This window comes from Scleromatobacter humisilvae, assembly GCF_023231945.1.
Lineage (GTDB): Bacteria > Pseudomonadota > Gammaproteobacteria > Burkholderiales > Burkholderiaceae_C > Scleromatobacter > Scleromatobacter humisilvae.
The window spans coordinates 1,589,276-1,613,700 of the sequence record NZ_JAJLJH010000001.1 but is presented as its reverse complement, the minus strand read 5'-3'; the positions used below and the strand labels follow the sequence as shown (position 1 = coordinate 1,613,700).

Genomic DNA, 24,425 nt, shown 5'->3' with positions numbered 1-24,425 from the left:
ATTCAACGGCAGCCGCATGTCGTTGTTGACACCGAAACCGTTGCTGGAAGGCAAAGTCGAGTCGCCGCGCACCCAAGCTGAACGTGCGCTGTTGCGCGCGTCAGCGATAACCCTCACATCCGGCTCAGCCGGATCGGGATCGACTTGTACGCCGGCACCTGGCTGCCGACCGCGTGGTGCCACAGCGGCACCAGCGGATTGAGCTCGGGGAAGTAGCCGGCCGCGCAGCCGCGCGGGATGTCGTAGCGCACGATCCGCAGGCCGCCGACCTCGCGCGGCACGCCGTCGGTCGACGCGGTCGTCGCGCGCACGATCTGGCCATCGGCGAAGCCGAGGCGCGTGATGTCCTCGTCGTTCATCATCAGCACGTGGCGCGTGCCGTGGATGCCGCGGAAGCGGTCGTGATTGCCGTAGACGGTGGTGTTGAACTGGTCGAAGCTGCGCAGCGTCGTCAGGCGGATGACGTCGGGGCCGCGGGCCGTCATGTCGTCGTCCTCGTCCAGCGACGGCGGGCAGATGAAGTTGGCCTTGCCGCTGGGCGTCTTCCATTCGCGATGGCACGCGGGCAGCGGCCGATGGAAGCCGCCGGGTTGCCACATGCGCTGCTCGAAGTCGTGGAAGATCTCGGGATAGGTCTGCTCGATGGCCTGGCGCACCTTGGCATAGTCCGCCACCCATTCGTCCCACGGCACCTTGTTCGCGGCCAGCGTGGCCTTGGCGATGCCCGCGACGATCGCGGGCTCCGACAGCAGCTTGTCGCTCGCCGGCTCCGCGGCGCCGCGCGAGCCGTGCATGCAGCCGGTCGAATCCTCCATCGAGACGGCCTGTTCGATGCCGCCCTGGCGGTCGATCTCGATGCGGCCCAGGCACGGCAGCAGGTAGGCCGCCTCGGCGTGGACGACGTGGCTGCGATTGAGCTTCGTCGCGACCTGCACCGACAGCTTCGCCTTGCGCCAGCCGTCCTCGACACGCGGGCCGTCCGGCACCGCGCGCAGCAGGTTGCCGCCCAGGCTGACGATGGCCTTGACCGTGCCGGCCGCGAGGCCCCGGCAGGTCTCGACGGTCGTCAGGCCCTTGTCCTTCGGGATGTCGAAGCCGAACTGCGCCTTGAGCTTGTCGGCCGGCACCATCTCCGGCTTCTCGGTGATGCCCACCGTGCGCTGGCCCTGCACGTTGGAGTGCCCGCGCACCGGCAGGATGCCCGCGCCCGGCACGCCGATGTGGCCGCCCAGCAGCAGCACGTTGGCCACCATCTGCACGTTGGCGACGCCGGTCTTGTGCTGCGTCAGGCCCATGCCGTAGATGCCGATCACGCGCCTGGCGCGGCCGATCACCTCGGCCGCCGATTCGATCGCGGCGCGCGCGAGACCGCTGGCCTCCTCGATTGCCGGCCACTCGACCTGGCGCAGGTGCAGGCAGAAGGCCTCGAAGCCGTGCGTGTGCTGCGCGATGAAGTCGTGGTCGATGATGGCGTCGTCGCCGCTCTCGCGCGCCGCGTCGTCCATCGCCACCAACGCCTTGCACAGCCCGGTCAGCGCGCCGAGGTCGCCGCCGGCCTTGAGCTGGTGGTATTGCGTGTTCATCCGCGTGTCGGCCGGCGTGAGCATCTGCACCGGCGACTGCGGGTTGGCGAAGCGCACCAGCCCCGGCTCCTTCAGCGGATTGAAGACGATGATGGGCACGCCGCGCTCGCGCGCCTGCTGCAGGTCGTGCAGCATGCGCGGCGCGTTGGTGCCGATGTTGTGGCCCATGATGAAGATGCAGTCGCACAGCGGGAAGTCCTCCAGCTGCACCGTGCCCACCGGCACGCCGATGCTTTGCGGCAGGCCGGTCGAAGTGCTCTCGTGGCACATGTTGGAGCTGTCGGGCAGGTTGTTGTTGCCGTACAGGCGTGCCATCAGTGCATACATGTACGAGGTCTCCAGCGACGCGCGCCCCGAGGCGTAAAACACCGCCTCCTTCGGCTCGAGCGCCTTCAGCCGCTGGCCGATGTCCGCGAAGGCCTCCTGCCACGAGACCTCGACGTACTTGTCGGTGGCCGCGTCCCAGCGCATCGGCGCGGTGAGGCGGCCGGTGGATTCGAGCGCGAGGTCCGTCCAGCCTTCGAGCTCGGTCAGCGTGTGCTGCGCGAAGAACTCGGGCGTGCAGCGGTCCGTCGTCAACTCCCAGGCCGTCGCCTTGGCGCCGTGCTCGCAGAACTCCGCGGCGTGCGGCTCGGCCGGCTTGGCCCACGAGCAGCTGACGCACTGGAAGCCGTCCGGCTTGTTCTGCTTGAGCAGGATGCGCGTGCCGTCGAGCCGGATGTGCGCCTCGCCCAGCGCGTGCGCCACTTCCTTGATGGACGTCCAGCCGCCCGCGGCGTGCGTGAACGGTTCGATGCGGATGTCTTCGTCCTGGGCCATGGCGGGGAATCTCGTTGAGTCGGCGTCACGGTCGAGCGGCAAGGCGTGTGCCCCGGCATCGTTCAGGGAGATGCAAGACATTCGCAGTCGTGCGACAGTCGATGCTGGCGCGCGACGGACGCGCGCCGAGATGCCTGGAGCCGTCCCGTGGACAACCCGCCGACCACCACCGCACCCGCGCCGGGCCAGCAGCCCGACCCGAACCGCGCCTACCAGATGTTCCCCGTCCTCAGCGGCGCGGACGTCGAGCGCGTGCGCCGCTTCGGCGAACCGCATCGCGGCGAGGACGGCAGCTTCCTGATCCGCGCGGGCATGAAGTCGCGCGGCCTGTTCCTGCTGACGAAGGGCCACGTGAGCGTGACGCAGCGCGACGGCCTCGGCCGCAGCGTGCCGTACCACGAGTACGACCCGGGCGAGTTCCTGGCCGAGGCCGGCACGCTGTTCGGCGGCTCGGCGCTGGTGGACGCGCAGTGCGTCGGCCCGGTCGAGGGCATCCTCGTGGTGCCCGACCAGCTGCGCGCGCTGATCATCGCGGAGGCCGATCTCGGCGAGCGCATCATGCGCGCGCTGATCCTGCGCCGCGTCTCGCTGATCCAGGCCGGCGCGAGCGGCGCGACGATCATCGGCGCCGCCGGCTCGGCCTCGGTGCTGCGGCTGCAGAACTTCCTGCAGCGCAACGGGCAGCCGCATCACGTGGTCACCGCGTCGGAGGATCCGGTGGCCGCGCAGCTGCTGGTGCAGTATGGCGCCGCCGCGGCCGAGGCGGTGGCCGTCACGCCCAACGGCACCGTGCTGCTCGACCCGAGCGAGACGCAGCTGGCCACCGCGCTGGGCATGATCGACGACCGCGTCTGCGACGGCATCTTCGACGTGCTGATCGTGGGCGCCGGGCCGGCGGGGCTGTCGACGGCGGTCTATGCGGCGTCCGAGGGCCTGCACGTCGCGGTGCTGGACTGCCGCGCGTTCGGCGGCCAGGCCGGCGCGAGCGCGCGCATCGAGAACTACCTCGGCTTTCCGACCGGCATCTCCGGCCAGGCGCTGGCGGGCCGCGCGTTCATCCAGGCGCAGAAGTTCGGCGCCAAGGTGATCATCCCGGCGGAAGTCGTGCGGCTCGACTGCTCGAAGGCCGAGAGCGAAGGCCTCTTCGCGATCCATCTCGCCGACGGCCGCCGCCTGCGCAGCCGCAGCCTCGTCTGCGCGAGCGGCGCGCGCTACCGGCGGCCGGCGCTGGGGCGCATCGAGGAGTTCGAGGGCCACGGCGTCTGGTACTGGGCCTCGGGCCTGGAGGCCAAGATGTGCGCGGGCTGCGAGGTGGTGCTGGTGGGCGGCGGCAACTCGGCCGGCCAGGCGGCGGTGTTCCTGTCGGCGCACGCGGCCAAGGTGCACATGATGATCCGCGGGCCCGGCCTGGCGGCGAGCATGTCGCGCTACCTGATCGACCGCATCGAGGCCGCGCCCAACATCCAGCTGTGGACCCACACCGAGCTGGTCGAACTCGAGGGCCAGCTGCCGTCCGGCCTGAGCCGCGTGAAGTGGCGCCAGGGCGGCCGCGACGGCGAGGTGCACGAGCGCGAGCTGCGCAACGTGTTCCTGTTCGTCGGCGCCGATCCGGAGACGCGCTGGCTCGAGGGCTGCGGCGTGGCCGTGGACAAGCACGGCTTCGTGCTGACCGGCACCGACGCCGTGACGGGCCCCGACGGCAAGGTGGTTGCCGGCCGCGTGCCCAACCCGTTCGAGACCAGCGTGCGCGGCGCCTTCGCGGTGGGCGACGTGCGGGCGGGCTCGGTCAAGCGCGTCGGCGGCGCGATCGGCGACGGCGCGGCGGCGGTCGCGTTGATCCACCAGCACCTGGCCTCGCTCGACACCAAGGTCGCGGCCTGACGCGGAAACGCGAGATTCCGCCAAGACCCCATGCGTGAAAACGTCACGCGTCCTGACCATACTGGGCCGAGCGACCCCTCCTCACGCAACGCACAGGACGACCCATGGCCACGCACCCCAAGACCTTCCGCATCGGCGGCGAACTCGAGATCCACCGCCTCGGCTTCGGCGCGATGCGCATCACCGGCCCGGGCATCTGGGGCCGCCGGCCGATCGCGAGGGCGCGCTCGCCACGCTGCGCCGCCTGCCCGAGCTGGGCGTCGACTTCATCGACACCGCCAACTCGTACGGCCCGGAAGTCTCCGAGGAGCTGATCCGCGAAGCGCTCTATCCGTACAGCCACGTGACGGTGGCGACCAAGGGAGGCCTGGAGCGCAGCGGCCCGGACATCTGGACGCAGAACGGCAACCCCAGCCACCTGGTCAGCGAGGCCCACGCGAGCCGCGAGCGCCTGGGCGTCGAGCAGATCGCGCTGTGGCAGCTGCACCGGATCGATTCCAAGGTGCCGCGCGACGAGCAGTTCGAGGCCGTCAAGCTGCTGCTCGACGACGGCGTGATCGCGCACGCGGGCCTGAGCGAGGTGTCGGTCGAGGACATCGTGGAGGCCGCCAAGGTGTTCCCCGTCGCGACCGTGCAGAACCGCTACAACTTCGCCGACCGCGGCAGCGAGGACGTGCTGAAGTATTGCGAGGCCCACGGCATCGGCTTCATCCCGTGGTTCCCGCTGGCCGCCGGCGAGCACGCGCGCGAGGGCTCCGCGCTCGACGCCATCGCCAAGGCCCACGGCGCGACGCCCAGCCAGATCGCCGTCGCGTGGCTGCTGCAGCGCAGCCCGGTGATCATCCCGATTCCGGGGACGTCCAGGGTGGCGCACCTGGAGGAGAACATGAAGGCGGGCGAGATCGAGCTGACGCAGGCGGAGTTCGACCAGTTGGACAAGGCGGGCTCGCAGCGCGCTTGACCTGCGCGCGCTCGCGCGTCAGCCCGCCGGGCCGCCGAAGATCGCGTCCGGCGACAGCACCGGGATGAACACCGAGCCCGAGCGCGCGAGCTGCGCGATCAGCTTGGTGATGTCGCCCTTGCCGGTGAGGCCGCGCTCCTCGGTGAGCTTCATGTCGGCCACCGGCCCCAGCTCGGACACGAGCAGGCCGAACCATTGCGCGCCGGCCTTGAGCACCAGCGCGTGCCGCTGCGGGGCGCCGGCCGCGTTGACGTCGGCGGCGATGTCCACCAGCGGCAGCGCCATGTCGTTCCAGGTGACGAAGCCGACATGCCGCTGGGCGAAGCCGCCGCGCCACACGCGCACGGCGGCGGTCACCTCGATGCACTCGACGACGTCGCTGGCCGGCACGCCCAGCAGGTGCTCGCCGATGAGGAAGGTGGCGATCTCGGCGCCGCCCGCCACGTTGGCGACCTGCGGCGCGGCCGCGACGTGGCGCTCGACCACCTGGCCGCACGGGATCACGACGACGCCGACGACGGTCTCGTCGTAGCCGTCGCTGGTCTTGAACTCGCGGTAGCCGCTGCCCGCGGTCGCGCCGACGACGAAGCTGTGCCCGCCCTCGGCCAGCACGCCCGACCACTGCTGCCCCGGCGCGAGCGAGAGCACGTTCGTCGGCAGCGTCACCGGCAACTCGCCGGTGCGGCTGATCATGGTGCCGTCGCGGCGGCAGAACGCGGCCATCGAGCCGGCCGTCGACGGCAGCGCGGCGCGCAGCATCGCGGCGAACTGCGGGGTGCTGTCGAACACGAGCGCGACACCGCCGACGGCGCTGCCGTCGACGAGGACGGGCGCGGCGTAGACGTACGTGCCCTCGCCGCCGTACAGATCGCTGGGCTCGAACGGCGAGACGGCATAGCGCATCGGGTCGCGCAGCTTGAGGCAGTCGGCGACCCACGCGCCGGTCAGCTGGCGACCCTCGACGCTGGTGTCGCGGCTCGCGGCGACGACCACGCTCTGCGTGTCGAACAGCAGCACGTTCGAATAGACGGTGTAGAGGCCGTTGATGTGCGCGAGCGTCTTGCGCGCGGCGGCGGCGTCCATCGTCGCGAGCACGGGAGAGGTCGCCCACCAGCGGCAGTCGTTGGCGCGCTCGTAGAGGTTGCGATCGAGCACGTCCACCGACAGGCCGGCCAGGAAGCGGGCCTCGCCCAGCAGGCCGGACGCCACGGTGGTCAGCAGCTCCGACGACGCGCGCTCGAACACGTCCTTGGTCTTGCGGCCGGTCGAGGCGATCTCCTCCAGCAGCGAACGGGAGAAGGCGTTGGACTCGGCGGCCTGGTGGATGCGGCCGTTCCACACCATGCGGTCGAGGCGGCGCTGGATCTCGCGGGCACGCACGGGCACGTCGAGCAGCCTTTGCGAGAAGACGTTCTCGCCGGAGAAGTCGACGGCCACCGCGGCCTCGGCGTCGTCGCCGAACGCGAGCTCCACCGGCGCGAGCGCCACCGTCGACCAGCCCGGCCCCGGATAGCCCTGGTAGGCCTGCCCGTGGCGCTGCGCCGCGAGATGCGTGACGCCGCCCAGCCGCAGCGCGGCGGCGCCGTCGCGCAGGCCGAGGCGATGGCCGGGCGGCAGGCGCGCGGCGTCGTTGGAGACGATCACGCGGCCGCTGCCGTCGACGAACGCGAGCACCTCGTCGTTCGTCGCGAGCCGCTCGAAGATCATCTGCGCCTCGCGCTCGAGGTCGAACACCAGCGCCAGCACGCCGACCGCGCGCCCGCCTTGCTCGACACGCCAGGCGTACGTCAACGCCCGCTCGCCGTCGCAGAAGTCGGTGGATTCGCAGCTCTCGACGTAGCCGCCCTGGCCGCCCAGCGCGCGCCCGACGATGGGCGACGACGAACGGCCGGCGAAGCCATCGGCCAGGCGCGTCAACACCTGGCCGTCGGGCGCGAGCAGCACGATGTCGCGATAGACCGTGTAGCGCGCGGCGTAGGCGTGCAGGCGCTCGCGCAGCGTGGCGAAGGCGGCGGCGTCGTTGGCGATGCAGGCGTCGACGATGGCCGAGTCCGTCGCGAGGAAGCCGATGTCGGCGGTGCGCTCGAACAGGTTGCGCGTGAGCACCTCCACCGCGATCTGCGCCTGGTGGCCCAGCGTGTCGTCGGCCAGCGCGAGCATCTCCTCGGCCAGGCAGACGAGCAGCTCGCCCGTGAGCTCGCCGAAGCTCGCACGCACCTCGCTCATGTCGGCCTTGAGGTTGGACAGGTGCGCCAGCAATGCCAGCGTGTCCCAGGTGCCGCTCAGGGCGGCGAGCGCCTCGCGATGGTCGTTGACGGAATGCATGTGGCGCGCGAGCGGCGCCACGTGGTCGGGGAAGGTGATGCCTTTGTACGTCGCCATGGATGGGGGATGCGGTGCGGGAGGCCGGGTGCGCGCCGAGGATGACAGCGTTGACCGAGGGCCATGTTAGCGCCCCGTCCGACGCTGTTCATCGGGCGAATTCAAGCCCGTTCACGGTCCAGTTCGGCGTCTGCGCGACCGTTCGCACCGATGTGGTTCGCCGCGGCGCGCGTGACGGCGACCATGCACCAAAGGCGCTCACGACGGCGCATTCATGGCGCCACGGGCTCGGCGTGGTGGAACACCTGCCGCAGGTAGGCGAGGAAGGTCTCGTCGTGGCACAGCGTCTTGCCCGGCGAGTCCGACAGCTTGGCCACCGGCTGGCCGTTGCACTGCGTCAGCTTCATCACGATGTTGAGCGGCACCAGGCCGACGTCGTTGGTCAGGTTGGTGCCGATGCCGAAGCCCAGCTGCGTGCGGTCGGCGAAGTGGAGATGGATGCGGAACGACGTCTCGAGGTCCAGGCCGTCCGAGAACGTCAGGCGCTTGGTGTGGGCATCGATGCGCAGCCGGCAGTAGTGCGCGAGCGCCTTCTCGCCCCACGCGATCGGGTCGCCCGAATCGTGGCGCAGGCCGTCGAACAGCTTGGCGAAGTAGAGGTCGAAGTCGGCCAGGAAGGCGTCCATGCCGACGACGTCGGTCAGCGCCACGCCGAGGTCGCCGCGGTATTCCTGCACCCAGTTCTCGAGCGCCATCTTCTGGAAATCGCGCAGCCGCACGTCGAAGGCCTGGTACGACTGCAGGTATTCGTGCGCCATCGTGCCGATCGCCACCAGCCCGAACTTCCTGGCGAGCATCACGTTGGACGTGCCCTTGAAGAACTCGGGCACCTCGTCCTTCAAGGTGCGCACCACCTCCTCCTGCCACGTGCCCGAGAAGCGGCGGCGCACGCCGAAGTCGAAGAACTCGAACGGATGCGCGCGCGCGGGCTCGTTCACGCCGAACGCGCGCAGCGCCGCGATCTTGGCCTGCAGGCGCGCCCGACCCTCGACGAGCGCGGCGGCCTGGTCGCTGCGGCGGAAATACAGCTCGTTGACGATCGCGAGCACGTAGATCTCGAAGGCCATCACGTGGACCTGCGGGCCGTCGGCGACGATCTCCAGCGTCTGCCCGTCGGCCGCGATCGTGGCCCGCACGAAGCGGCGCTGGAACTTGAAGATGCGCAGGAAGTCGACGAAGTCGTTCTTCATGTAGCGCAACGCGCCGAGCCAGCCGAGCTCGTCCTCGGCGAACGACAGCGAGCACAGGTGGTCGAGCTGCTCGTCGACCTCGGGCAGCAGCTCGGCCAGCGGGAAAGCCGGGGTGTTGCGGCAGAGGAAGCGGTACTCGGCCTGCGCCTGCGGATGGCGATGCAGCATCGTCTGCCACATCGTGAACTTGTAGAGGTCGGTGTCCAGCAGGCTGTGGATGATGGGGCGCATGGGCCGATTCTCGTTGTTCGCTCGCGCGTCCGCCTGGCCCCGCTTCAGCTCCACGACGGCCGGGTCGGTTATCCTATCCTCCCCCACAGGATGCAACCCATGTCCGTCCACCCGTCCCATCCCGACATCATCAAGCGCCTGAAGCGCGCCGAAGGCCACCTGCGCAGCATCGTCGCGATGCTCGAGGAAGGCCGCGACTGCCTCGAGATCGCCCAGCAGATGCAGGCGGTCGAGAGCGCCGTGGCCAACGCCAAGAAGACGCTGGTGCACGACCACATCGACCACTGCCTGGAGCACGCCGTCGAGGGCGTGGGCGCGCGCGACGCCATCAGCCAGTTCAAGGCCATCACCAAGTACCTATGACCGATTTCCATACCCTGCTGGCCGGCGGCAACGCCTGGCTGTTCATTCCCAGCGCGATCCTGCTGGGTGCGTTGCACGGCCTGGAGCCCGGCCACTCGAAGACGATGATGGCCGCGTTCATCGTCGCGGTGCGCGGCACGCTGGCGCAGGCCGTGCTGCTGGGGCTGGCGGCGACGGTGTCGCACACGGCCATCGTCTGGCTGATCGCGCTCGGCGGCATGTACTTCGGCCGGCAGTGGAGCGCGGAGGCGAGCGAGCCGTGGATGCAGCTGATCTCGGCAGTGCTGATCGTCGGCGTTGCGCTGTGGATGCTGTGGCGGACGTCGCAGGACAAGGCGGCGTGCTTCCACGACCACGGCAGCGATGGGCACGATCATGGGCACGCGCACGATCACCATGACCACCACGCGCATGATCATGGCCACGCGCACCACGATCACGCCCACGGCGCCGCATGCAGCCACGGCCACGACCACGACCACGTCCACGCGCACGCACAGGCCGACGGCGCCGCCACGGCCACGCTGGTCGCCGCGCCTGTCGCCGACGCCCACGCTCGCGAGCACGCCGAGCAGATCCAGCGCCGCTTCGCCGGCCGCGAGGTCACCACCGGCCAGATCATCCTGTTCGGACTGACGGGCGGCCTGATCCCGTGCCCCGCGTCGATCACGGTGCTGCTGCTGTGCCTCCAGCTGAAGAAGATCGCCCTGGGCGCGACGCTGGTGCTGGGCTTCAGCATCGGCCTCGCGTTGACGATGGTCGCCTCGGGTGTCGTCGCGGCGCTCAGCATCAAGCACCTGTCGAAGCACGTGAGCAGCGGACGCTTCAGCGAGTTCGCCGCGAAGGCACCTTACTTCTCGGGCGGACTGATCCTGCTGGTCGGGCTCTACGTCGGATACCAGGCAATCCACGCGCTCGCCTGATCGAACGCCCGCCGGAAAGGAAGAAGCCCGCACGCCGCGGGCTTCTTTCGTTGCGGCAGACGCGAAGCGTCAGGCCTGCGGCGCCAGCGGCGCGCGGCCGCGCTGGCCCAGCGCCAGCTGCGCGATCGCCGCGACGACGATGTTGACCGCCAGCGCGAACAGGCCGGTGTACAGCGTGATCTTGTCGCCGCCGAGGTCGAAGGTGTGCACCGGCTTGACGCCATCCGCGAACACCAGCCACGTGCCGGTGGCCAGGCCGACGGCCCATCCCGTCAGCAGCGCCGGCGCGCGGAACCACGCGAAGAACAGGCCGAACACGACGGCCGGGAAGGTCTGCAGGATCCAGACGCCGCCCAGCAGCTGCAGGTCCAGCGCGAACTTGGTCGGCAGCACCAGGATGATCACCAGCGCGCCCACCTTGACGACCAGCGACACCAGCTTGGCGACCTTGGCCTCGCCCTCGGGCGTGACGCCGGGCTGCACGTAGGCCTTCCAGAAGTTGCGCGTGAACAGGTTGGCCGCGCCGATGGACATCACCGCCGCCGGCACCAGCGCGCCGATCGCGATCGCGGCGAACGCGAAGCCGACGAACCACGCCGGGAACAGCGCGCTGAACAGCGCCGGCACGACGGCGTTGTTGTTGCCGTGGACGTCGACGCCGGCCGCATATGCCATGTAGCCCAGCAGCGCGATCAGGCCCAGCAGCACCGTGTACGCGGGCAGGAAGACGGCGTTCTTGCGGATGGTGTCGGCGCTCCTGGCGGCAAAGATACCCGTGAGCGTATGCGGGTACATGAACGCCGCCATCGCCGAGCCGATGGCCAGCGTCGCATACGGCAGGTACTGCGCGGGCTTGAGCAGCAGGCCGCCGGCCTTCTTCGCCGCGAAAGCGCTGCTGGCCACGTCGAACACGTGCGCGTAGCCGCCGAGCTTCATCGGCACGAGGATCACGGCCACCAGCACGACGATGTAGATCATCAGGTCCTTGACGAACGCGATCAGCGCCGGCGCGCGCAGGCCCGCCGAGTACGTGTACAGCGCGAGGATGACGAACGCGACCGCCAGCGGCAGCTCGCCGGTGAAGCCCAGCGCGTTGATCACCACGCCCATGCCCACCAGCTGCAGCGCGATGTAGGGCATCGTCGCGACGACGGCCGTCACCGCCACCGCGAGCTCCAGCGGGCGCGAGCCGTAGCGGCCATAGACGACGTCGGCCGCCGTCACGTGCCCGGCCTTCTGCGCCGCGTGCCACAGCTTGGGCATGATCACGAACACGATCGGGTAGACGAGGATCGTGTACGGCAACGCGAAGAAGCCGTAGGCGCCGACCGCGTAGACCAGCGCCGGCACGGCGATCACCGTGTAGGCCGTGTAGAAGTCGCCGCCGACGAGGAACCAGGTGATCCAGGTGCCGAAGCTGCGTCCGCCCAGGCCCCATTCGTCGAGATGCGCGCCTTGCTTGTCGCTGCGGTTCCAGCGCGAGGCCCAGAAGCCCATCACCGTGACCAGCGCGAAGAAGAAGACGAAGACCCAGAGGGCCGTCCAGTTGATGTTGTCGCCCATCACTTCACTCCCTTGCGCAGGCCGTCACGATAGACGAGCCAGATCAGGAAGGCCGTGATCGGCACCCACAGCAGCTGGTACCAGTAGAAGAACGGAAAGCCGAACAGCGCCGGCAGGGCGTCGGTGTTGTAGAAGGGCACCCACAACAGCCCGATGAACGGCAGCAACAGCAGCAGCCACATGACGATCTCCTTCGTTGATGTTATGCGTCGGCGGCGATTCTGTTCTCAACCTGAAGTCCCTGTGCGGAGGTGCGGGACTTCGCGCCACACTGCGCCATGGCGTTGAGGAGACCGCGATGCCCCGATCGATCCGATCCTTCATTCCGGCGCTGCTGCTCGGGTTCACAGTGTGGTCCGCGGCCGCCGCGCCGCGGGCCACGCACTTCCCCAGCGCCGACGGCACGACCGAGCTTGTCGGCTACCTGTTCGAGCCGGCCGGCGCCGGCCCGCATCCGGCGATCGTGATGCTGCACGGGCGCGCCGGTCCGTACTCGTCCAACGCGAGCGCCGGCTGCACGCTTGTCGCGCCGGGGCAGGCGTCGCCCTGCAACGCCGCGACGCTGTCCAGGCGCCACGAGATGTGGGGCGAGTACTGGGCCGCGCACGGCTACGTGGCGCTGCTGGTCGACAGCTTCGGCCCGCGCGGCCGCGCGCACGGCTATGGCCGCTTCACGCACGACGACCCGGATCGGGACGCCGTCAACGAACTCACCGTGCGCCCGCTCGACGCCGAGGGCGCGCTCGCGTGGCTGGGCGCGCGCGCGGACGTCACGCCCGCGCGCGTGATGCTGCAGGGCTGGTCCAACGGCGCCAGCACCGCGCTCAACACGATGCAACGCCAGGCCGCGGGCGCGAGTGCGACCAAGGCGCTGCGGTTCCGCGCCGCGCTCGTCTTCTACCCCGGCTGCGGGCCGAAGGCGCTGCTCTCGCAACGTCCGGGCTTCGACGCGCCGCTGTGGGCCTTCCTCGGGTCGGACGACGAGGAGGTGTCGCCCGAAACCTGCGCCAAGGTCCTCGCGAAGGCGAGCGGCGGCCCGGTCGCGGTCACGACCTACGCCGGCGCGACGCACGACTTCGACGACCCCGGCAAGGCCCGCCAGGCCGTCGCCGGCAACCGCGCGGCCAAGGACGACGCGATGACGCGGGCCGCCGCGCTGCTCGACGCTGTCGGTCGCTGAGCGCCTCATTCGCGCGGCGGATTCGACGGCGGCATGCCGCGGCGACCGAGCCGGTTCGCCGCGCGCGACTCGCGCAGCCCGGACTCCGCGGCCTTGAGCATGGCCTCGGCGCGCGCCGACTGCTGCGATGCGAAGGAGATGCCGATGGCCACGTCGGGGCACAGCGGCAGGTCGGACGTCTGCAGCGCGTCGTCGAACGCGTGCACCAGCCGGGCCGCCGCGGTGAGCACGGCGCCGCCGTCGACCAGGCCCTGGGCGATCACGACGAACTCGCCGGCGTCGCCGCGCATCAGGCGGTGCCACGCCGGCGCCGCGGCGCCCAGGCGGCGTTCGACCTCCGCAAGGGCGTCGTCGTCCAGCCGCGGGCCGCAGCAGTCGAGGAGGAACAGCGCCGTGCCGCGCACGTTGCCGGGCGGATGACCCAGCACGGTGGCGAGCAGGTCGAGGCAGGCCTCGCGGCCCGTGCGGGGGGACGACGCGTCGTCCACGCGGCGGGCGCAATTCATCGTCCACGCTCCGTGGCGCGGCATCGTGCCGTGCAGGCGTGGGCGAGGTGGACGGACTGGGGCAGGCGGATCGACATGGCTTGTTGGAGTGCGTGGCGCGAACGGATCGCGGATGACGTCACTCTAGGCAAGCGCTGGCCAAGCAGCCAGAAGCAGATCTGCAGGTCGCCGGCCGCAGCAGACGACCGTCACATCGGCAGGGTCATTCGTCGACGCATTGGACGCCCGGCGGCGAGCGCAGCTTGGCCAGGGGGCGCTCGTCGCCGGGCGCGGACCCCAGCAAGGGCGGCTGCGCGGGCGACAGGCTCGCGGCGAGCCGGCCGATGGTGGCCACGCCGCGCTCCATCGCGGCGGTCCACGGATGTCCGAAGTTGAGCCGCAGGTCGTTCGCATGGCGGCCGTTGGGCGAGAACAGCGCGCCGGGCGCGAGGCTGACGCCCTCGTCGAGGGCGTGCCGCATCAGCTCCAGCGTGTCGACGCTGCCTTCCGGCAACTGCACCCACATCACGTAGCCGCCGTGCGGCCGCGACGCCGCCGTGCCCGCCGGGAAGTGGCGCGCCACCGCGCGCAGCAGCTGGTCGCGCTGGCTGCGCAGCGTGGCGCGCAGGCGCCGCAGGTGCAGCTCGTAGCCGCCGTGCTTGAGGAAGTCGGCGATCGCCGCCTGTGCCGGCACGTTGGCATTGGTCGAGAGCAGGAACTTGTTCTGCCGCACCGTCTCGTGGAAGCGTCCGCCGGCGACCCAGCCCAGGCGGTAGCCGGGCGCGAGCGACTTGGAAAACGAGCCGCAGTGCAGCACGCCGCCCTGCTTGTCGAAGGTCTTGGCCGGCGCGGGGCGTTCGGCGTCGAAATAGAGCTCGCCGTAGACATCGTTCTCGATCAGCGGGATGCCGTGGCGCGCGAGCAGCGCGACCAGCGCCTCCTTGTTGCGGACGGACATCGTCGCGCCGGTCGGGTTCTGGAAGGTCGTCATCGCCCACACGGCGCTGATGCGCTGGGCCGCCAGCGCGTTCTCGAGCGCCGGCAGGTTGATGCCGTCCTGCGCGCAAGTGGGAATGCAGACGGCACGGCGGCCGGTGGCCTCGACGGTGTGCAGCACGCCGTAGTGCCCGGGAGACTCGATGGCGACGACGTCGCCCGGCTGCGTCGCCGAGATGAGCGACAGCATCAGCGCCTCGGAGGCCCCGCTGGTGATGACGATGTCGGCGACGTCGACGTCGGCGCCCATCTCGAGGTAGCGCCGCGCGATGTGGCGCCGCAGGTCGGCGTTGCCGGGCGGCAGGTCGTCGACGATGCGCCACGGATCGAGCCGGCGCGCCGCGTTGCCCAGCAGCTGCGCCAGCTTGGGCAGCGGGAACAGCAGCGGGCTGGCAAACGCGCTTCCGAGCGGCACGTTCTCGCGCTGCTTCATGCCGTTGAGGACCGAGTAGAGCAGATTGGCAGGCACCACGTGTACCGGCGGCTCGGGCTCGAGCGTGGGCATCGTCGGGCGGGGCAGCGTCGTCCGCGCGGTGGCGTTGACGAAGTAGCCCGAGCGCGGGCGCGTGGACACCAGCCCGCGATCCTCCAGCAGGTAGTAGGCCTGCATCACCGTGCCCTGGCTGATGCCGCGCGCGGTGCACAGCGCGCGCACCGATGGCAAGCGCTCGCCGGGGCGGAGCACGCCGCGGCGGATCTGGCGCTCGATGTCGTCGGCCAGGTCGGTGTAGATGGTCATGACTCTCTCCCGGAATCTCGGCGGGCTCCTTGCCCGTGGCCGATCCTACGGCGCGCGGCGGCCGGGCGGGCGCGGGCGAACCCCGAGCTGCCGCGCCCCGGCGGCATGCCGCAGCTCTGCTGCACTCGCCAAACGCACCAACTGCGTCTTCCGGGCGCGGCGCGATCCCGGAAGACTTGCGTCCAGCCACGCCTGCCCGCCCTCCCGTGGCAGCACCCCCACCGAACGAACCGGAAAGTCCCGATGATCCTCAACAATCTCTCGATCGCCCGTCGCCTCGCGCTGGTGCTCGCCACGATGCTCGCGCTCTCGCTGCTCACCAGCCTGTTCGCGTTCCTGACGCTGCGCAGCCTCGGCGCCGAGGTGAGCTCGCTGGTCGCCGACAACCTCAAGGTCGAACGCGCGGCGGCCGACTGGGTGCGCTACGCGTCGGAAGGCAGCGACCGCTCCGCCGCCATCGCGCGCAGCAGCGACCCCAGTCTGGGCGACTACTTCGCCGATTCGACCGCGCAGCTGACCGTGCTGGCCACCGCGCGCCAGAAGATCGTCGAGCAGGGTTCCGACACGCCCGAGGAACGCGCGCTGTTCGACCGCGTGACGCAGGCCCGCAAGACCTTCCTCGCCTCGCGCGACGAGATCAAGCGCCTGCGCTCGATCGGCGACGCCGCCGGTGCCACGCGTGAGTTCCAGGATCGCTTCGAGAAGATTTCGCACGACTACATCGCCGGCATCGAGGCCGTCGCCGACCAGCAGCGCCACGAGGTCGATGTCATCGCCCAGCGCATCGACCGCGAGCGCGCCCGCACGTCCGTCCTGCTGGCTGGCAGCGGCGCGGCCTCGCTGGCCATCGGCGCCCTGCTCGCCTGGCTGCTGTCGCGCAGCATCACCGGCCCGCTGTCGCGCGCCGAGGCGATGGCGGGCACCATCGCCCGGATGGACCTGACCGACCGCGCATCCACCAGCTACGCCAACGACGAGACCGGCCGCCTGCTGCGCTCGATCGACGGCATGCGCGACGCGCTGACCAACACGCTGCTGCAGGTGCGCGTGGTCGTCGACGGCATCTCCACGGCCAGTGCGCAGATCGCCACCGGCAACCAGGATCTCAGCGCGCGCACCGAGCACACCGCGGGCAACCTCGAGGAGACCGCCGCGTCGATGGAGGAACTGACCGCGACCGTGCGCCACAGCGCCGACACGGCGCAGCAGGCCAACCAGCTGGCGGCGTCGGCGGGCGAGGTCGCGCGCCGCGGCGGCGAGGTCGTCGCGCAGGTGGTGGCGACGATGGACGAGATCAACGCGAGCTCGCGGCGCATCGCCGACATCACCGGCGTGATCGACGGCATCGCCTTCCAGACCAACATCCTCGCGCTCAATGCGGCCGTCGAGGCGGCGCGCGCCGGCGAGCAGGGCCGTGGCTTCGCCGTGGTCGCGACCGAGGTGCGCAACCTCGCCCAGCGCAGCGCGGAATCGGCGCGCGAGATCAAGGCGCTGATCGGCGTCAGCGTCGACAAGGTGGAGGCCGGCGCGCGCCTCGTCGAGGAGGCCGGCACGACGATGGGCGAGATCGTCGCCAGCGTCCAGCGCGTAGGCGACATGATCGCCGAGATCAGCGCCGCCGCCACCGAGCAGAGCGCGGGCATCGGCCAGGTCAACGTCGCGGTGACGCAGCTCGACCAGATGACGCAGCAGAACGCGGCGCTGGTGGAGGAATCGGCCGCCGCGGCCGAGAGCCTGCGCGAGCAGGCCGAGCGCCTGAGCGGCGTGGTCGGGACGTTCCGCTTGTCCGAGGGGCATCCCGGGCGTTGAGGCGCGCTCGGCGCCGGCTGATTCAGGCGCTGGCGTCCTCGCGTTCGACGACGTCGTTGGCCGGCGTGCGCAGCGCGATCCGGAACGACGCCTGCGCCATCAGCGACGCGCCCGCCAGCACCGTGCAGGCCGCAACCGCCGGGTCGTGGCCCAGGCCCGCGAGCGTCGTGCACGCGGCGCCGATGGTCATCTGCAGGAAGCCGTAGAGCCCGGCGGCCGAGCCGATCAGGCGCGGGTCGACGCTGATCGACAGCGTCGAGACGGCCGGGCTGCACAGGCCCGCGCCGATGCAGTAGACGATCATCAGCGCCTCGATCGCCAACACGCCGGGCCGCAGCGCGAGGAAGGCCGCGAGGACGACCGCCGCCGCGACGAGGCTGAGCACGTTGCCCGCGATCAGCAGCCGCTCGATCGTGAAGCGGCCGATCAGCCGGCTCGCGAGGATGTTGCCGATCGACACGCCCACGATCAGCAGCCCGAGGTACACGCCGACCTCGCGGATCGGGCGATGCAATTCGTTGATGAAGATGAACGGCGCCGCCGCGATGAAGCCGTAGAACGACGTCGTCGCGCAGCCGCCGCCGATCGCGAAGCCGAGGAAGCGCGGCGAGCCCAGCAGGGCGCGGTAGTCGCGCGCGACGCTGCCCGCGCTGATGCGTCCGCTGGGCGTGCCCGTCTCGGGCAGGAGTCGCCACGACACCGTGAAGTTGACCACGCCGAGCGCGGTCAGCACGACGAAGATCGCGCGCCAGCCGAACCAGTCGGCGAGCAGGCCGCCGACCAGCGGCGCCAGGCCCGGGCCGACCATGGTCATCAGGCTCATCAGCGCGAGGCGGCGCACGGCGTCGTTGGACTCCGCGGTGTCGCGCACGATGGCGCGCCCGAGCAGCAGCCCCGCGCAGCCGCCGGCGGCTTGCACGAGGCGCGCGGCCACCAGCACGCCGACGTTGGGCGCCAGCGTCGCCACGAAACCCCCGGCCGTATAGAGCGCCAGGCCCGCGAGCAGCGTCGGCCGGCGGCCGAACACGTCCGACAACGGCCCGTAGACCAGTTGCCCGACCGCCAGGCCGAAGATGTAGACGCTGATCGTCATGCGGATCGTCGCCGCGTCCACGTGCAGCGCGGCGCTCGCGACGGTCAGCGCCGGCACGAACATGTGCATCGCGAGCGTGCCGCTGAAGGTGACGAGCACCAGCAGCCACAGCGGCGCGGAACGCTTGACGAGCGGGAAGGTGGCCGAGACGGTCACTCGGCGAGGGCGGGCGTCATGGGGTTGCGGGATTGTCCGGCAATGCCGGAGATCCGGCGCCGCGCTGCGGTCAGAACTTGACGGAGAAGCCGACGTTGGACGTCAGGTCGTTCGAGTACCAGGTGGTGCCGCGCGAGACGCCGATGTCCAGCTGCGTGTTCGCCGACGCCGAATACGACGCGCCGGCCGCGACGTGCGCGGTGCTGTTGTCGATGACGTTGTTGAACGCGAGCTTCTCGCCGGACACCTCGACGAAGCTGCGCCAGCGCGCGCAGCGGGTCTTGTCGACGGTGGTCACGGCCAGGCCCGTCTCGTAGTGCTCGAACTCGCGGCCGCCGCCGCGGGTGAAGCCCGGCGTGAAGCCGATGGACAGGTCTTCCGGCGTGTCCCACATCGCGGTGATGCGCAGCGAGCGCCGCACGTTGCCCGCGCGCGCGGCCGGCGCGCCGGAGACGACGTCGGCATGCGCCTCCCAGGCGAGCGCGGACAGCAGCGGCGCCTGGATGCGATCCTGCGCGCTCCAGCGGGCACCGAGCGTGACGGCGGCGGGGTCGGCCTGGCGCGGCATCACGCGCACGAACGGACTCGGATCGGGCGCGTTGGGCGGCGGCGCGCCGTCGGCGTGGATCTGCACGGACTGGTTCTGGTCGAACACCAGCCGCGTGGGCGGGATGGCCACGGCGTTCGGGTCGATCACCACCGCCTTGATGGCCGGCTTGGTCGGGGCGCCGGTCGGCACGATGGTCTTGGGCTTGGCGGGCGGTGCGTGCAGCACGGCCGTGATGGCCGACTTCATGAGCGTGGGGTCGGCCACGTCGGGGTTGGGCAGCAGCGTCGCGTAGGCGAGCTGGTCGAGCGACTCGGTGCTGATGGTGTCGAGCTCGACCTCGACCTCCGGCGCCACGGGGTCGTCCTGTGCGCACGCGCTCGCGCCGGCGAGGCACAGCAGCGCGGCGGCGATGGCGGGAGCGAGGGACGGTGGCAGCTTCATGGTGACGCAATGCAGCATAGAACAGGACGCGGCGAGCGGACAACTCTTGAATTGTCACGAGAGGAAGGGCGTCGGGATCGCCGCAACAGGCGGGCTTGCTGCGTGCAAATCGATCCTGGGCGCGGCGCGAAGTTCCCGACGACAGGTTCGGCGACACGGTCGCGTTTCATAATCGCCACGCGGTCGCTGCCCAAGTGTTCCTCGGAAAGGTCTTCGGACCAATTCGATCCGCGGGGTTCCCCCGTCGGCAGTGCTCTTGTCAGGCTCTTCCAGGGCGATGGCACCGATAAGCGCTTCGCGCAATCCGCTCCATTCGCTTCACCAGCAGGTTGGGCGGCGACCGCACCTTTGCTTCACAGGGACGCATGAGCAGAAGAACGACCGCGCTGGCGATTGCCCGCGCCTTGCTGCAGACGCCGGTGGATCGCTTCGGCATGCTGGAGCGGCTGCCGCAATGCGTGCGTTCCTCGCCGGCCTGGAACGAGGATTTGGTCGACAGTCTCCTGCGCTCGGGCCTGGCGAGCGACTGGAGCGTGCCGCGGCTGGCGCACACGCTCGAGCGCGATCCGATCTTCGTGGCCGCGTTCGAGGAGCCGAGCGGACGCAGGCCGGTCGTCCATGGCTGGTTCATGACGCAAGCCCGGACGCTGGCCGATCCGCCGGCCGCGCTGCGCGCCATCGAGCGTCCGATGTGGCCCGGCGTCGGCAGCCTGGCCGAAGGCCTGGGCGTGTCGACCGCCGGCCTCTGGCGGCTCACGCGCAGCGCCTCGTGGCAACGCGCCGCGCCGCTGTCGCAGCAGCACTACCGCTACGAGCTGCTGCCCAAGCGCAGCGGCGGCTGGCGCCTGCTGGAGGTGCCCGAGCCGTACCTGCGCGCGCTGCAGCGGCGCGTGCTCGACCAGCTGCTCGCGCAGGTGCCGCCGCACGAGGCCGCGTGCGCCTACGTGCGCGGCCGCTCGGTGGCCGACCATGCGCGCGCCCATGCCGGCCAGGCGGTGCTGCTGAAGTTCGACCTGCAGGATTTCTTCGCGACCGTGCGCGCGTCGCGCGTGCACGCGACCTTCGCCGAGCTCGGCTACCCGGATGCGGTTGCGCGCGAGCTGATGGCCTTGTGCACGACGGCCACGCCCGAGCCGGTGCTGGCGCGCCTGCGCAGCGAGGGCGGCCTGGGCTGGACGCAGGCGATGCGGCTGCGCGACGCCCACCTGCCGCAGGGCGCGCCGACCTCGGCGGCGCTGGCCAACCTGTGCGCGTTCCGGCTGGACGTCCGCATCGCCGGCCTCGCGCGCGCGCTCGGGGCCCGCTACACGCGCTACGCGGACGACATCGTGCTTTCCGGCGATGCCTCGCTGCTTCGCCAGGCCGACCGCATCGAGGCGCACATCGGCGGCTTCGCGCTCGACGAGGGCTTCGCGCTGAACCATCGCAAGACGCGCCGCGTCACGCGCGCGCGCCGGCAGCAGGTGTGCAACATCGTCGTCAACGAGCGGCCCAACCTGCCGCGCGACGAGTTCGATCGCCTGAAGGCGCAGCTGCATCGCTGCGCGACGCTGGGTCCGTCGACGCAGAACCGCGACGGCCTGCCGCACTGGGAGCAGCACCTGCGCGGACGCGTCGCGTGGGCGCAGCAGTTGAACCCGGCCAAGGCGCAGCGCCTGCGGCGGCTGCTCGATCAGGTCGACTGGACGCGCTGAACGTTCAGAAGCTCGATGACAATCCGAGCCCGGCCTGGAACGGCGGCGCCGTGTCGCTCAGGCCGCGCGTCACCGCGAAGTCGATCTGCATGCTGGGCGTGGCCACGAAGGTGATGCCCGCGTCGACGCTGGTGGACACGCCCGCGATCTGCAGCGGGGTCGCGCGGTCGCGCGCCATGTCGACGAAGGTGCGCCACTGCGGCGACCACGTCTTGCCCAGCGTCACCGCGAACGTGCCGGTGGCCTGGCGCCGGCCCTGCGACGAATAGTCGACGGCCATGCCGGGCATCACGCCCAGCGAGAAGTCGTTGGGCAGCGCCCATTCGCCGCTGAGGCTCATGGTGGGGCGCAGCGCCGCGGTGTGGGCGTCGGCGGTCTGCAGGTCGGGCATCCACGCGGCCGAGGGCACGTGCGAGGCGACGTCGCCGTGCAGCACGCGCCAACGCGCGCCGAGCGAAAGGTCCAGCGACTCGTCGGACGGCGTCGCGTCGTTGGCCGCGGCGCCGCGCGACACGAGGGTGCCGCTGCCCGGCACGTAGGGCGTGCCCAGGCTCAGGCGCCACGTGGAGGTCATGACGCGCGAGACGTTCTGGCGCAGCGATTCGACGACCTCGCGCTCGGTCTGCACCGTGGAGTCGATCAGCCTGCGCGCGACGGCGGCGAAGCCGGCCGGCGCGGCCACCGGGGACTCCGGCGCCATCTGGTCGTCTGCCGCGGCGAAGGCGGGCGAGCCTGCGGCCAGGGCGGCCGAGGCGCATGCGGCGGCGGGTATCGTCGTGCGGAGCGTGGCGAGGAGTCGGGAAGAACGCATGGGCGGCGAAGCGAAGACGACTCAGGACGCTGGGCGGTCGGCGAAGGCGCCGGTCGCAAGCGTCCTGAAGGATTGCAGCGATCTTGCTGGACCACCGCGAAACGCGTCAACGCATGAGCCGGCGGAAACCGGCGCTGTTCGTCTTGTTACGTTACGCGGCGTATCGCGCCCGTCCGGCCCACTTGGCCTCGCTGCGGAAGGCGAGCGGCGGATGTTGCGCGCGTCGGCCCAGCTCGACCATTGTTGAAGCGCGTGATCGGCCTCTTCCTGCGCAATAGTTCACAGACTGCGGCGCGCGCCGGCTCGGCTGGCCTCGGTCGCGGACGGCCGGCGCCGTCCCGCCGCGCGCTGCACTTTGTTGCCTTGCGCTCAGAAGCGCGACGACACGCTCAGTCCGCCGCGCACCTGCTGCGACGCGCCGCCGGACAGGCTGCGCGAGACCACCATGTCGACCTGCAGCGCCTTCGAGGCCGCGAAGGCGACGCCGGTGTCGACGTTGAGCAGCGAGGCGTCGGACTGCGAGCGCGACAGCGTCTGCCCGGCGAGCTCGACGAAGCTCTGCAGCCGCGGCGTCCACGACTTGCCCAGCGTGACCGCCAGCACGCCGGCCGCGTAGTGCCGGCCGTCGTCGCCGCGATCTCGGTACAGGCCCGGCATCACGCCCAGCGTCATGTCCTTCGGAAGCGCCCACTGCGCGGTGGCGCGCAGCGAGGGCCGCACGTTGCCGTCGCGGAACGCCGGCGAGCCCATCGTCGTCTCGACATCGGCCAGCCACGCGACGTGCGGCAGCCAGCCGGCGTCGCCGCCGCGCACGCGCCACTGTGCGCCGAGCGACACGTCGCTGAAGCCGTGCAGGCGGCGCAGGCGGTCGTTCGCCGACTCGAGCGGCAGCTCGACGGCCGGGTTCGCCGTCGCCGCGCGCAGCTCCATGGTCTGGCTGGCGTTGACCGGCAGCGCCAGCTGGGCGAAGTGCGGGGCCGTGCCGTCGTGCGGCCCCGGCAACTGCGGAAACACGGGATCGAACTGCCACCGGCCCCCGCCGATGACGGCGGGCGAATCGAGGAAGTCGATGCGTCCCGGCCCCGGCTCGCCGGCTGCTTCGGCGGGCGCGACGGCCACCAGCAGGGCCGTGGCGAAGGCGCGAGGGGCTGTGGAGAAGGGTCGCATGATGACCAGATAGTCCAGCGCAACGGCGCCGACCGAACGCCGCATGAGGCCCTGCTTTTCCCGGCAGTTCGCGCGACGGCGGGCGCGGGCCGCACGCCAAGCACGGAACCCGAGCCCCGGCAAATCCCTCGAACGCGGTGGGCGCCGGGTCGGACCCGGCCGATGCCGGCTGTCGAGCCGACGCGCCGCGTCGCTGCGCCCAATCGCGTGGTTCGGCGACGTTCGTGCGGGTTTTCACGCTGAAAAAAGTGCGCGTGGGTCGTGAGACATGTCCTCGGTTTGTCGCTTTCAACCCAATGCGGCCGCGGGGGGCCCCCTAAAATGCGGCATCGGGTATCAGACCCGGCATCGCGGGCAGGACCCGCAGCGGAACCATGACCAAGACCTATGTTGTTTCCGGATGCGGCATGAAGTTCGATGCCGCCCTCTGGCCCGTCCCGCCCGGCGTCGAGATCCACTTCTACTTCCAGTGCATGCGCGAGCCGCAGTTCTACAAGACGCGGACGATCCTCGACAAGCTGATGCTCGAAGTGGGCATGTTCCCCGACCGCGTGGCCACGTCCGGCGAGATGATCCCCAGCCATTTCTGCTGGGCGCATCCCGACGAGACCACGTCCGGCGTGTTCCGCCGCTCGTCGGGCGGCCTCGCGATCGATCTCGAGGGAACCGACGCGCAGCGACCGGTGGCGCTGAGCCACATCGTCAAGACGCTGGCCGGCGACCGCGCGCGCAGCACCACGGTGATCCACTGGATCGTCAAGGAGGAAGAGGGGCCCGCCGACCTGTCGGGCCTCGACTGCCTCTATCCGCCGCGCCTGCGCAGCGCCGACGGCGAGGAGTCGCAGCACGTGCCGCTGTCGGACGTCCTGCCGCCGGCCGAGGTCGAGGCCGTGAGGGCGTCGCGTGCCCAGCTGGGCCCGATGACGGAGTGGCCGGGCGTCAGACGTCGTGCGAATACACGATGAACCCGCGGTGCTCGGCGACCTTGTCGTAGAGCGCCCGTCCCGCCGCATTGCTTTCGCGCGTCTGCCAGTACACGCGTGACGCGCCCGCGTCGCGCGCCCGCGCGTAGACGCCCTCGATCAACGCCCGCCCGACGCCGCGCCCGCGCACTTCGGGCGCGGTGAACAGATCCTGCAGGTAGCACACGGGCTCGATGCGGCTCGTGCTGCGATGGAACAGGAAGTGCACCAGGCCCACGACCTCGCCCGCCTGCTCCGCGACCAGCGCGTGGACGGGTTCGGCCGGGTCGAACAGGCGATCCCACAAGGCCTGCGTGATCTCCGGCGCGAGCGCCGTGGGGCCGGAGCGCTCGTAGAAGGCGTTGTAGCCGGCCCAGAGCGGTTCCCAGGCCGCGCGGTCGGCGGGCGCGATGGGACGGACGGTGAGGGGGGCGTTCATGGGCCGC

General features: G+C 70.9%; 20 protein-coding genes. 8 read left to right on the top strand and 12 right to left on the bottom strand.

What is annotated here, in order from left to right; translation table 11 throughout:
* Positions 1–113: 113 nt before the first annotated feature.
* Positions 114–2,402, bottom strand: coding sequence for an FdhF/YdeP family oxidoreductase (locus tag LPC04_RS07665; protein ID WP_275681583.1), 2,289 nt, complete (start codon positions 2,400–2,402; stop codon positions 114–116).
* 216 nt (positions 2,403–2,618) lie between these two features.
* Between LPC04_RS07665 and LPC04_RS07660 the strand changes: the two genes are divergently transcribed.
* Both LPC04_RS07660 and LPC04_RS07655 read left to right on the top strand, forming a co-directional pair.
* The gene (locus LPC04_RS07660; RefSeq protein ID WP_275681939.1) at positions 2,619–4,283 is read left to right on the top strand and encodes an FAD-dependent oxidoreductase; all 1,665 of its coding nucleotides are present in this window, start codon (positions 2,619–2,621) and stop codon (positions 4,281–4,283) included.
* Positions 4,284–4,317: 34 nt separating this feature from the next.
* On the top strand, positions 4,318–5,244 hold the full coding sequence (locus LPC04_RS07655) for an aldo/keto reductase (protein WP_275681582.1): 927 nt from the start codon (positions 4,318–4,320) through the stop codon (positions 5,242–5,244).
* An 18-nt stretch (positions 5,245–5,262) separates the two neighbouring features.
* Here LPC04_RS07655 and LPC04_RS07650 read toward each other — a convergent pair whose 3' ends face one another.
* Positions 5,263–7,626 (bottom strand): cache domain-containing protein, encoded by a 2,364-nt coding sequence (locus LPC04_RS07650; RefSeq protein ID WP_275681581.1) that lies wholly within the window; start codon positions 7,624–7,626, stop codon positions 5,263–5,265.
* 212 nt (positions 7,627–7,838) lie between these two features.
* Positions 7,839–9,047, bottom strand: a complete 1,209-nt coding sequence (pncB, locus tag LPC04_RS07645; RefSeq protein WP_275681580.1) for a nicotinate phosphoribosyltransferase — start codon at positions 9,045–9,047, stop codon at positions 7,839–7,841.
* A gap of 99 nt (positions 9,048–9,146) precedes the next feature.
* Between pncB and LPC04_RS07640 the strand changes: the two genes are divergently transcribed.
* Complete coding sequence (locus tag LPC04_RS07640) at positions 9,147–9,410, top strand: metal-sensing transcriptional repressor (protein ID WP_275681579.1); 264 nt, start codon at positions 9,147–9,149, stop codon at positions 9,408–9,410.
* Entirely contained in the window at positions 9,407–10,333 is a 927-nt protein-coding gene (locus LPC04_RS07635) for a nickel/cobalt efflux transporter (RefSeq protein ID WP_275681578.1), read from the top strand. The genes LPC04_RS07640 and LPC04_RS07635 overlap by 4 nt, the downstream gene beginning before the upstream one ends.
* Before the next feature lie 69 nt (positions 10,334–10,402).
* On the opposite strand, the gene mctP is transcribed toward LPC04_RS07635, so the two are convergent.
* Positions 10,403–11,896, bottom strand: a complete 1,494-nt coding sequence (mctP, locus tag LPC04_RS07630; RefSeq protein WP_275681577.1) for a monocarboxylate uptake permease MctP — start codon at positions 11,894–11,896, stop codon at positions 10,403–10,405.
* Positions 11,896–12,078, bottom strand: coding sequence for a DUF3311 domain-containing protein (locus LPC04_RS07625; protein WP_275681576.1), 183 nt, complete (start codon positions 12,076–12,078; stop codon positions 11,896–11,898). The genes mctP and LPC04_RS07625 overlap by 1 nt, the downstream gene beginning before the upstream one ends.
* Positions 12,079–12,194: 116 nt before the next feature.
* Here LPC04_RS07625 and LPC04_RS07620 point away from each other — a divergent pair, with 116 nt between their 5' ends.
* Positions 12,195–13,076 carry a dienelactone hydrolase family protein gene (locus LPC04_RS07620; protein ID WP_275681575.1) on the top strand — a complete coding sequence of 294 codons (882 nt, stop codon included), beginning with the start codon at positions 12,195–12,197 and terminating at the stop codon, positions 13,074–13,076.
* Positions 13,077–13,081: 5 nt separating this feature from the next.
* Here LPC04_RS07620 and LPC04_RS07615 read toward each other — a convergent pair whose 3' ends face one another.
* Together LPC04_RS07615 and LPC04_RS07610 are read right to left on the bottom strand one after the other, a co-directional pair.
* Positions 13,082–13,582, bottom strand: coding sequence for a diguanylate cyclase domain-containing protein (locus LPC04_RS07615; RefSeq protein ID WP_275681574.1), 501 nt, complete (start codon positions 13,580–13,582; stop codon positions 13,082–13,084).
* Between the two features lie 202 nt (positions 13,583–13,784).
* Positions 13,785–15,296: an aminotransferase-like domain-containing protein gene (locus LPC04_RS07610; protein WP_275681573.1), complete on the bottom strand. Its 1,512-nt coding sequence runs from the start codon at positions 15,294–15,296 to the stop codon at positions 13,785–13,787.
* Positions 15,297–15,539: 243 nt separating this feature from the next.
* On the opposite strand from LPC04_RS07610, the gene LPC04_RS07605 reads away from it, so the two are divergent.
* Positions 15,540–17,105, top strand: a complete 1,566-nt coding sequence (locus LPC04_RS07605; protein WP_275681572.1) for a methyl-accepting chemotaxis protein — start codon at positions 15,540–15,542, stop codon at positions 17,103–17,105.
* 22 nt (positions 17,106–17,127) lie between these two features.
* On the opposite strand, the gene LPC04_RS07600 is transcribed toward LPC04_RS07605, so the two are convergent.
* A complete protein-coding gene (locus tag LPC04_RS07600; protein WP_275681571.1) occupies positions 17,128–18,354 on the bottom strand; it encodes a multidrug effflux MFS transporter in 1,227 nt (408 codons plus the stop codon).
* 70 nt (positions 18,355–18,424) lie between these two features.
* Positions 18,425–19,345: a hypothetical protein gene (locus LPC04_RS07595; protein ID WP_275681570.1), complete on the bottom strand. Its 921-nt coding sequence runs from the start codon at positions 19,343–19,345 to the stop codon at positions 18,425–18,427.
* Positions 19,346–19,710: 365 nt separating this feature from the next.
* On the opposite strand from LPC04_RS07595, the gene LPC04_RS07590 reads away from it, so the two are divergent.
* Positions 19,711–21,039, top strand: a complete 1,329-nt coding sequence (locus tag LPC04_RS07590; protein WP_275681569.1) for a reverse transcriptase family protein — start codon at positions 19,711–19,713, stop codon at positions 21,037–21,039.
* A 4-nt stretch (positions 21,040–21,043) separates the two neighbouring features.
* Here LPC04_RS07590 and LPC04_RS07585 read toward each other — a convergent pair whose 3' ends face one another.
* Positions 21,044–21,850 (bottom strand): transporter, encoded by an 807-nt coding sequence (locus LPC04_RS07585; protein ID WP_275681568.1) that lies wholly within the window; start codon positions 21,848–21,850, stop codon positions 21,044–21,046.
* 369 nt (positions 21,851–22,219) lie between these two features.
* A complete protein-coding gene (locus LPC04_RS07580) occupies positions 22,220–23,017 on the bottom strand; it encodes a transporter (RefSeq protein WP_275681567.1) in 798 nt (265 codons plus the stop codon).
* A 374-nt stretch (positions 23,018–23,391) separates the two neighbouring features.
* Here LPC04_RS07580 and LPC04_RS07575 point away from each other — a divergent pair, with 374 nt between their 5' ends.
* A complete protein-coding gene (locus LPC04_RS07575) occupies positions 23,392–23,982 on the top strand; it encodes a hypothetical protein (protein ID WP_275681566.1) in 591 nt (196 codons plus the stop codon).
* On the opposite strand, the gene LPC04_RS07570 is transcribed toward LPC04_RS07575, so the two are convergent.
* Complete coding sequence (locus tag LPC04_RS07570; RefSeq protein WP_275681565.1) at positions 23,957–24,418, bottom strand: GNAT family N-acetyltransferase; 462 nt, start codon at positions 24,416–24,418, stop codon at positions 23,957–23,959. The two genes, LPC04_RS07575 and LPC04_RS07570, sit on opposite strands and share 26 nt — an antisense overlap.
* Positions 24,419–24,425: the final 7 nt, after the last annotated feature.

What these genes read in the sequence shown, in the direction of transcription:
- LPC04_RS07665 (WP_275681583.1), bottom strand. Translation starts at nt 2,402, where the DNA reads ATGGCCCAGGACGAAGACATCCGCATCGAACCGTTCACGCACGCCGCG.
- LPC04_RS07660 (WP_275681939.1), top strand. Translation starts at nt 2,619, where the DNA reads ATGTTCCCCGTCCTCAGCGGCGCGGACGTCGAGCGCGTGCGCCGCTTC.
- LPC04_RS07650 (WP_275681581.1), bottom strand. Translation starts at nt 7,626, where the DNA reads ATGGCGACGTACAAAGGCATCACCTTCCCCGACCACGTGGCGCCGCTC.
- pncB (WP_275681580.1), bottom strand. Translation starts at nt 9,047, where the DNA reads ATGCGCCCCATCATCCACAGCCTGCTGGACACCGACCTCTACAAGTTC.
- LPC04_RS07640 (WP_275681579.1), top strand. Translation starts at nt 9,147, where the DNA reads ATGTCCGTCCACCCGTCCCATCCCGACATCATCAAGCGCCTGAAGCGC.
- LPC04_RS07635 (WP_275681578.1), top strand. Translation starts at nt 9,407, where the DNA reads ATGACCGATTTCCATACCCTGCTGGCCGGCGGCAACGCCTGGCTGTTC.
- mctP (WP_275681577.1), bottom strand. Translation starts at nt 11,896, where the DNA reads ATGGGCGACAACATCAACTGGACGGCCCTCTGGGTCTTCGTCTTCTTC.
- LPC04_RS07625 (WP_275681576.1), bottom strand. Translation starts at nt 12,078, where the DNA reads ATGTGGCTGCTGCTGTTGCTGCCGTTCATCGGGCTGTTGTGGGTGCCC.
- LPC04_RS07620 (WP_275681575.1), top strand. Translation starts at nt 12,195, where the DNA reads ATGCCCCGATCGATCCGATCCTTCATTCCGGCGCTGCTGCTCGGGTTC.
- LPC04_RS07615 (WP_275681574.1), bottom strand. Translation starts at nt 13,582, where the DNA reads ATGAATTGCGCCCGCCGCGTGGACGACGCGTCGTCCCCCCGCACGGGC.
- LPC04_RS07610 (WP_275681573.1), bottom strand. Translation starts at nt 15,296, where the DNA reads ATGACCATCTACACCGACCTGGCCGACGACATCGAGCGCCAGATCCGC.
- LPC04_RS07605 (WP_275681572.1), top strand. Translation starts at nt 15,540, where the DNA reads ATGATCCTCAACAATCTCTCGATCGCCCGTCGCCTCGCGCTGGTGCTC.
- LPC04_RS07595 (WP_275681570.1), bottom strand. Translation starts at nt 19,345, where the DNA reads ATGAAGCTGCCACCGTCCCTCGCTCCCGCCATCGCCGCCGCGCTGCTG.
- LPC04_RS07590 (WP_275681569.1), top strand. Translation starts at nt 19,711, where the DNA reads ATGAGCAGAAGAACGACCGCGCTGGCGATTGCCCGCGCCTTGCTGCAG.
- LPC04_RS07585 (WP_275681568.1), bottom strand. Translation starts at nt 21,850, where the DNA reads ATGCGTTCTTCCCGACTCCTCGCCACGCTCCGCACGACGATACCCGCC.
- LPC04_RS07580 (WP_275681567.1), bottom strand. Translation starts at nt 23,017, where the DNA reads ATGCGACCCTTCTCCACAGCCCCTCGCGCCTTCGCCACGGCCCTGCTG.
- LPC04_RS07575 (WP_275681566.1), top strand. Translation starts at nt 23,392, where the DNA reads ATGACCAAGACCTATGTTGTTTCCGGATGCGGCATGAAGTTCGATGCC.
- LPC04_RS07570 (WP_275681565.1), bottom strand. Translation starts at nt 24,418, where the DNA reads ATGAACGCCCCCCTCACCGTCCGTCCCATCGCGCCCGCCGACCGCGCG.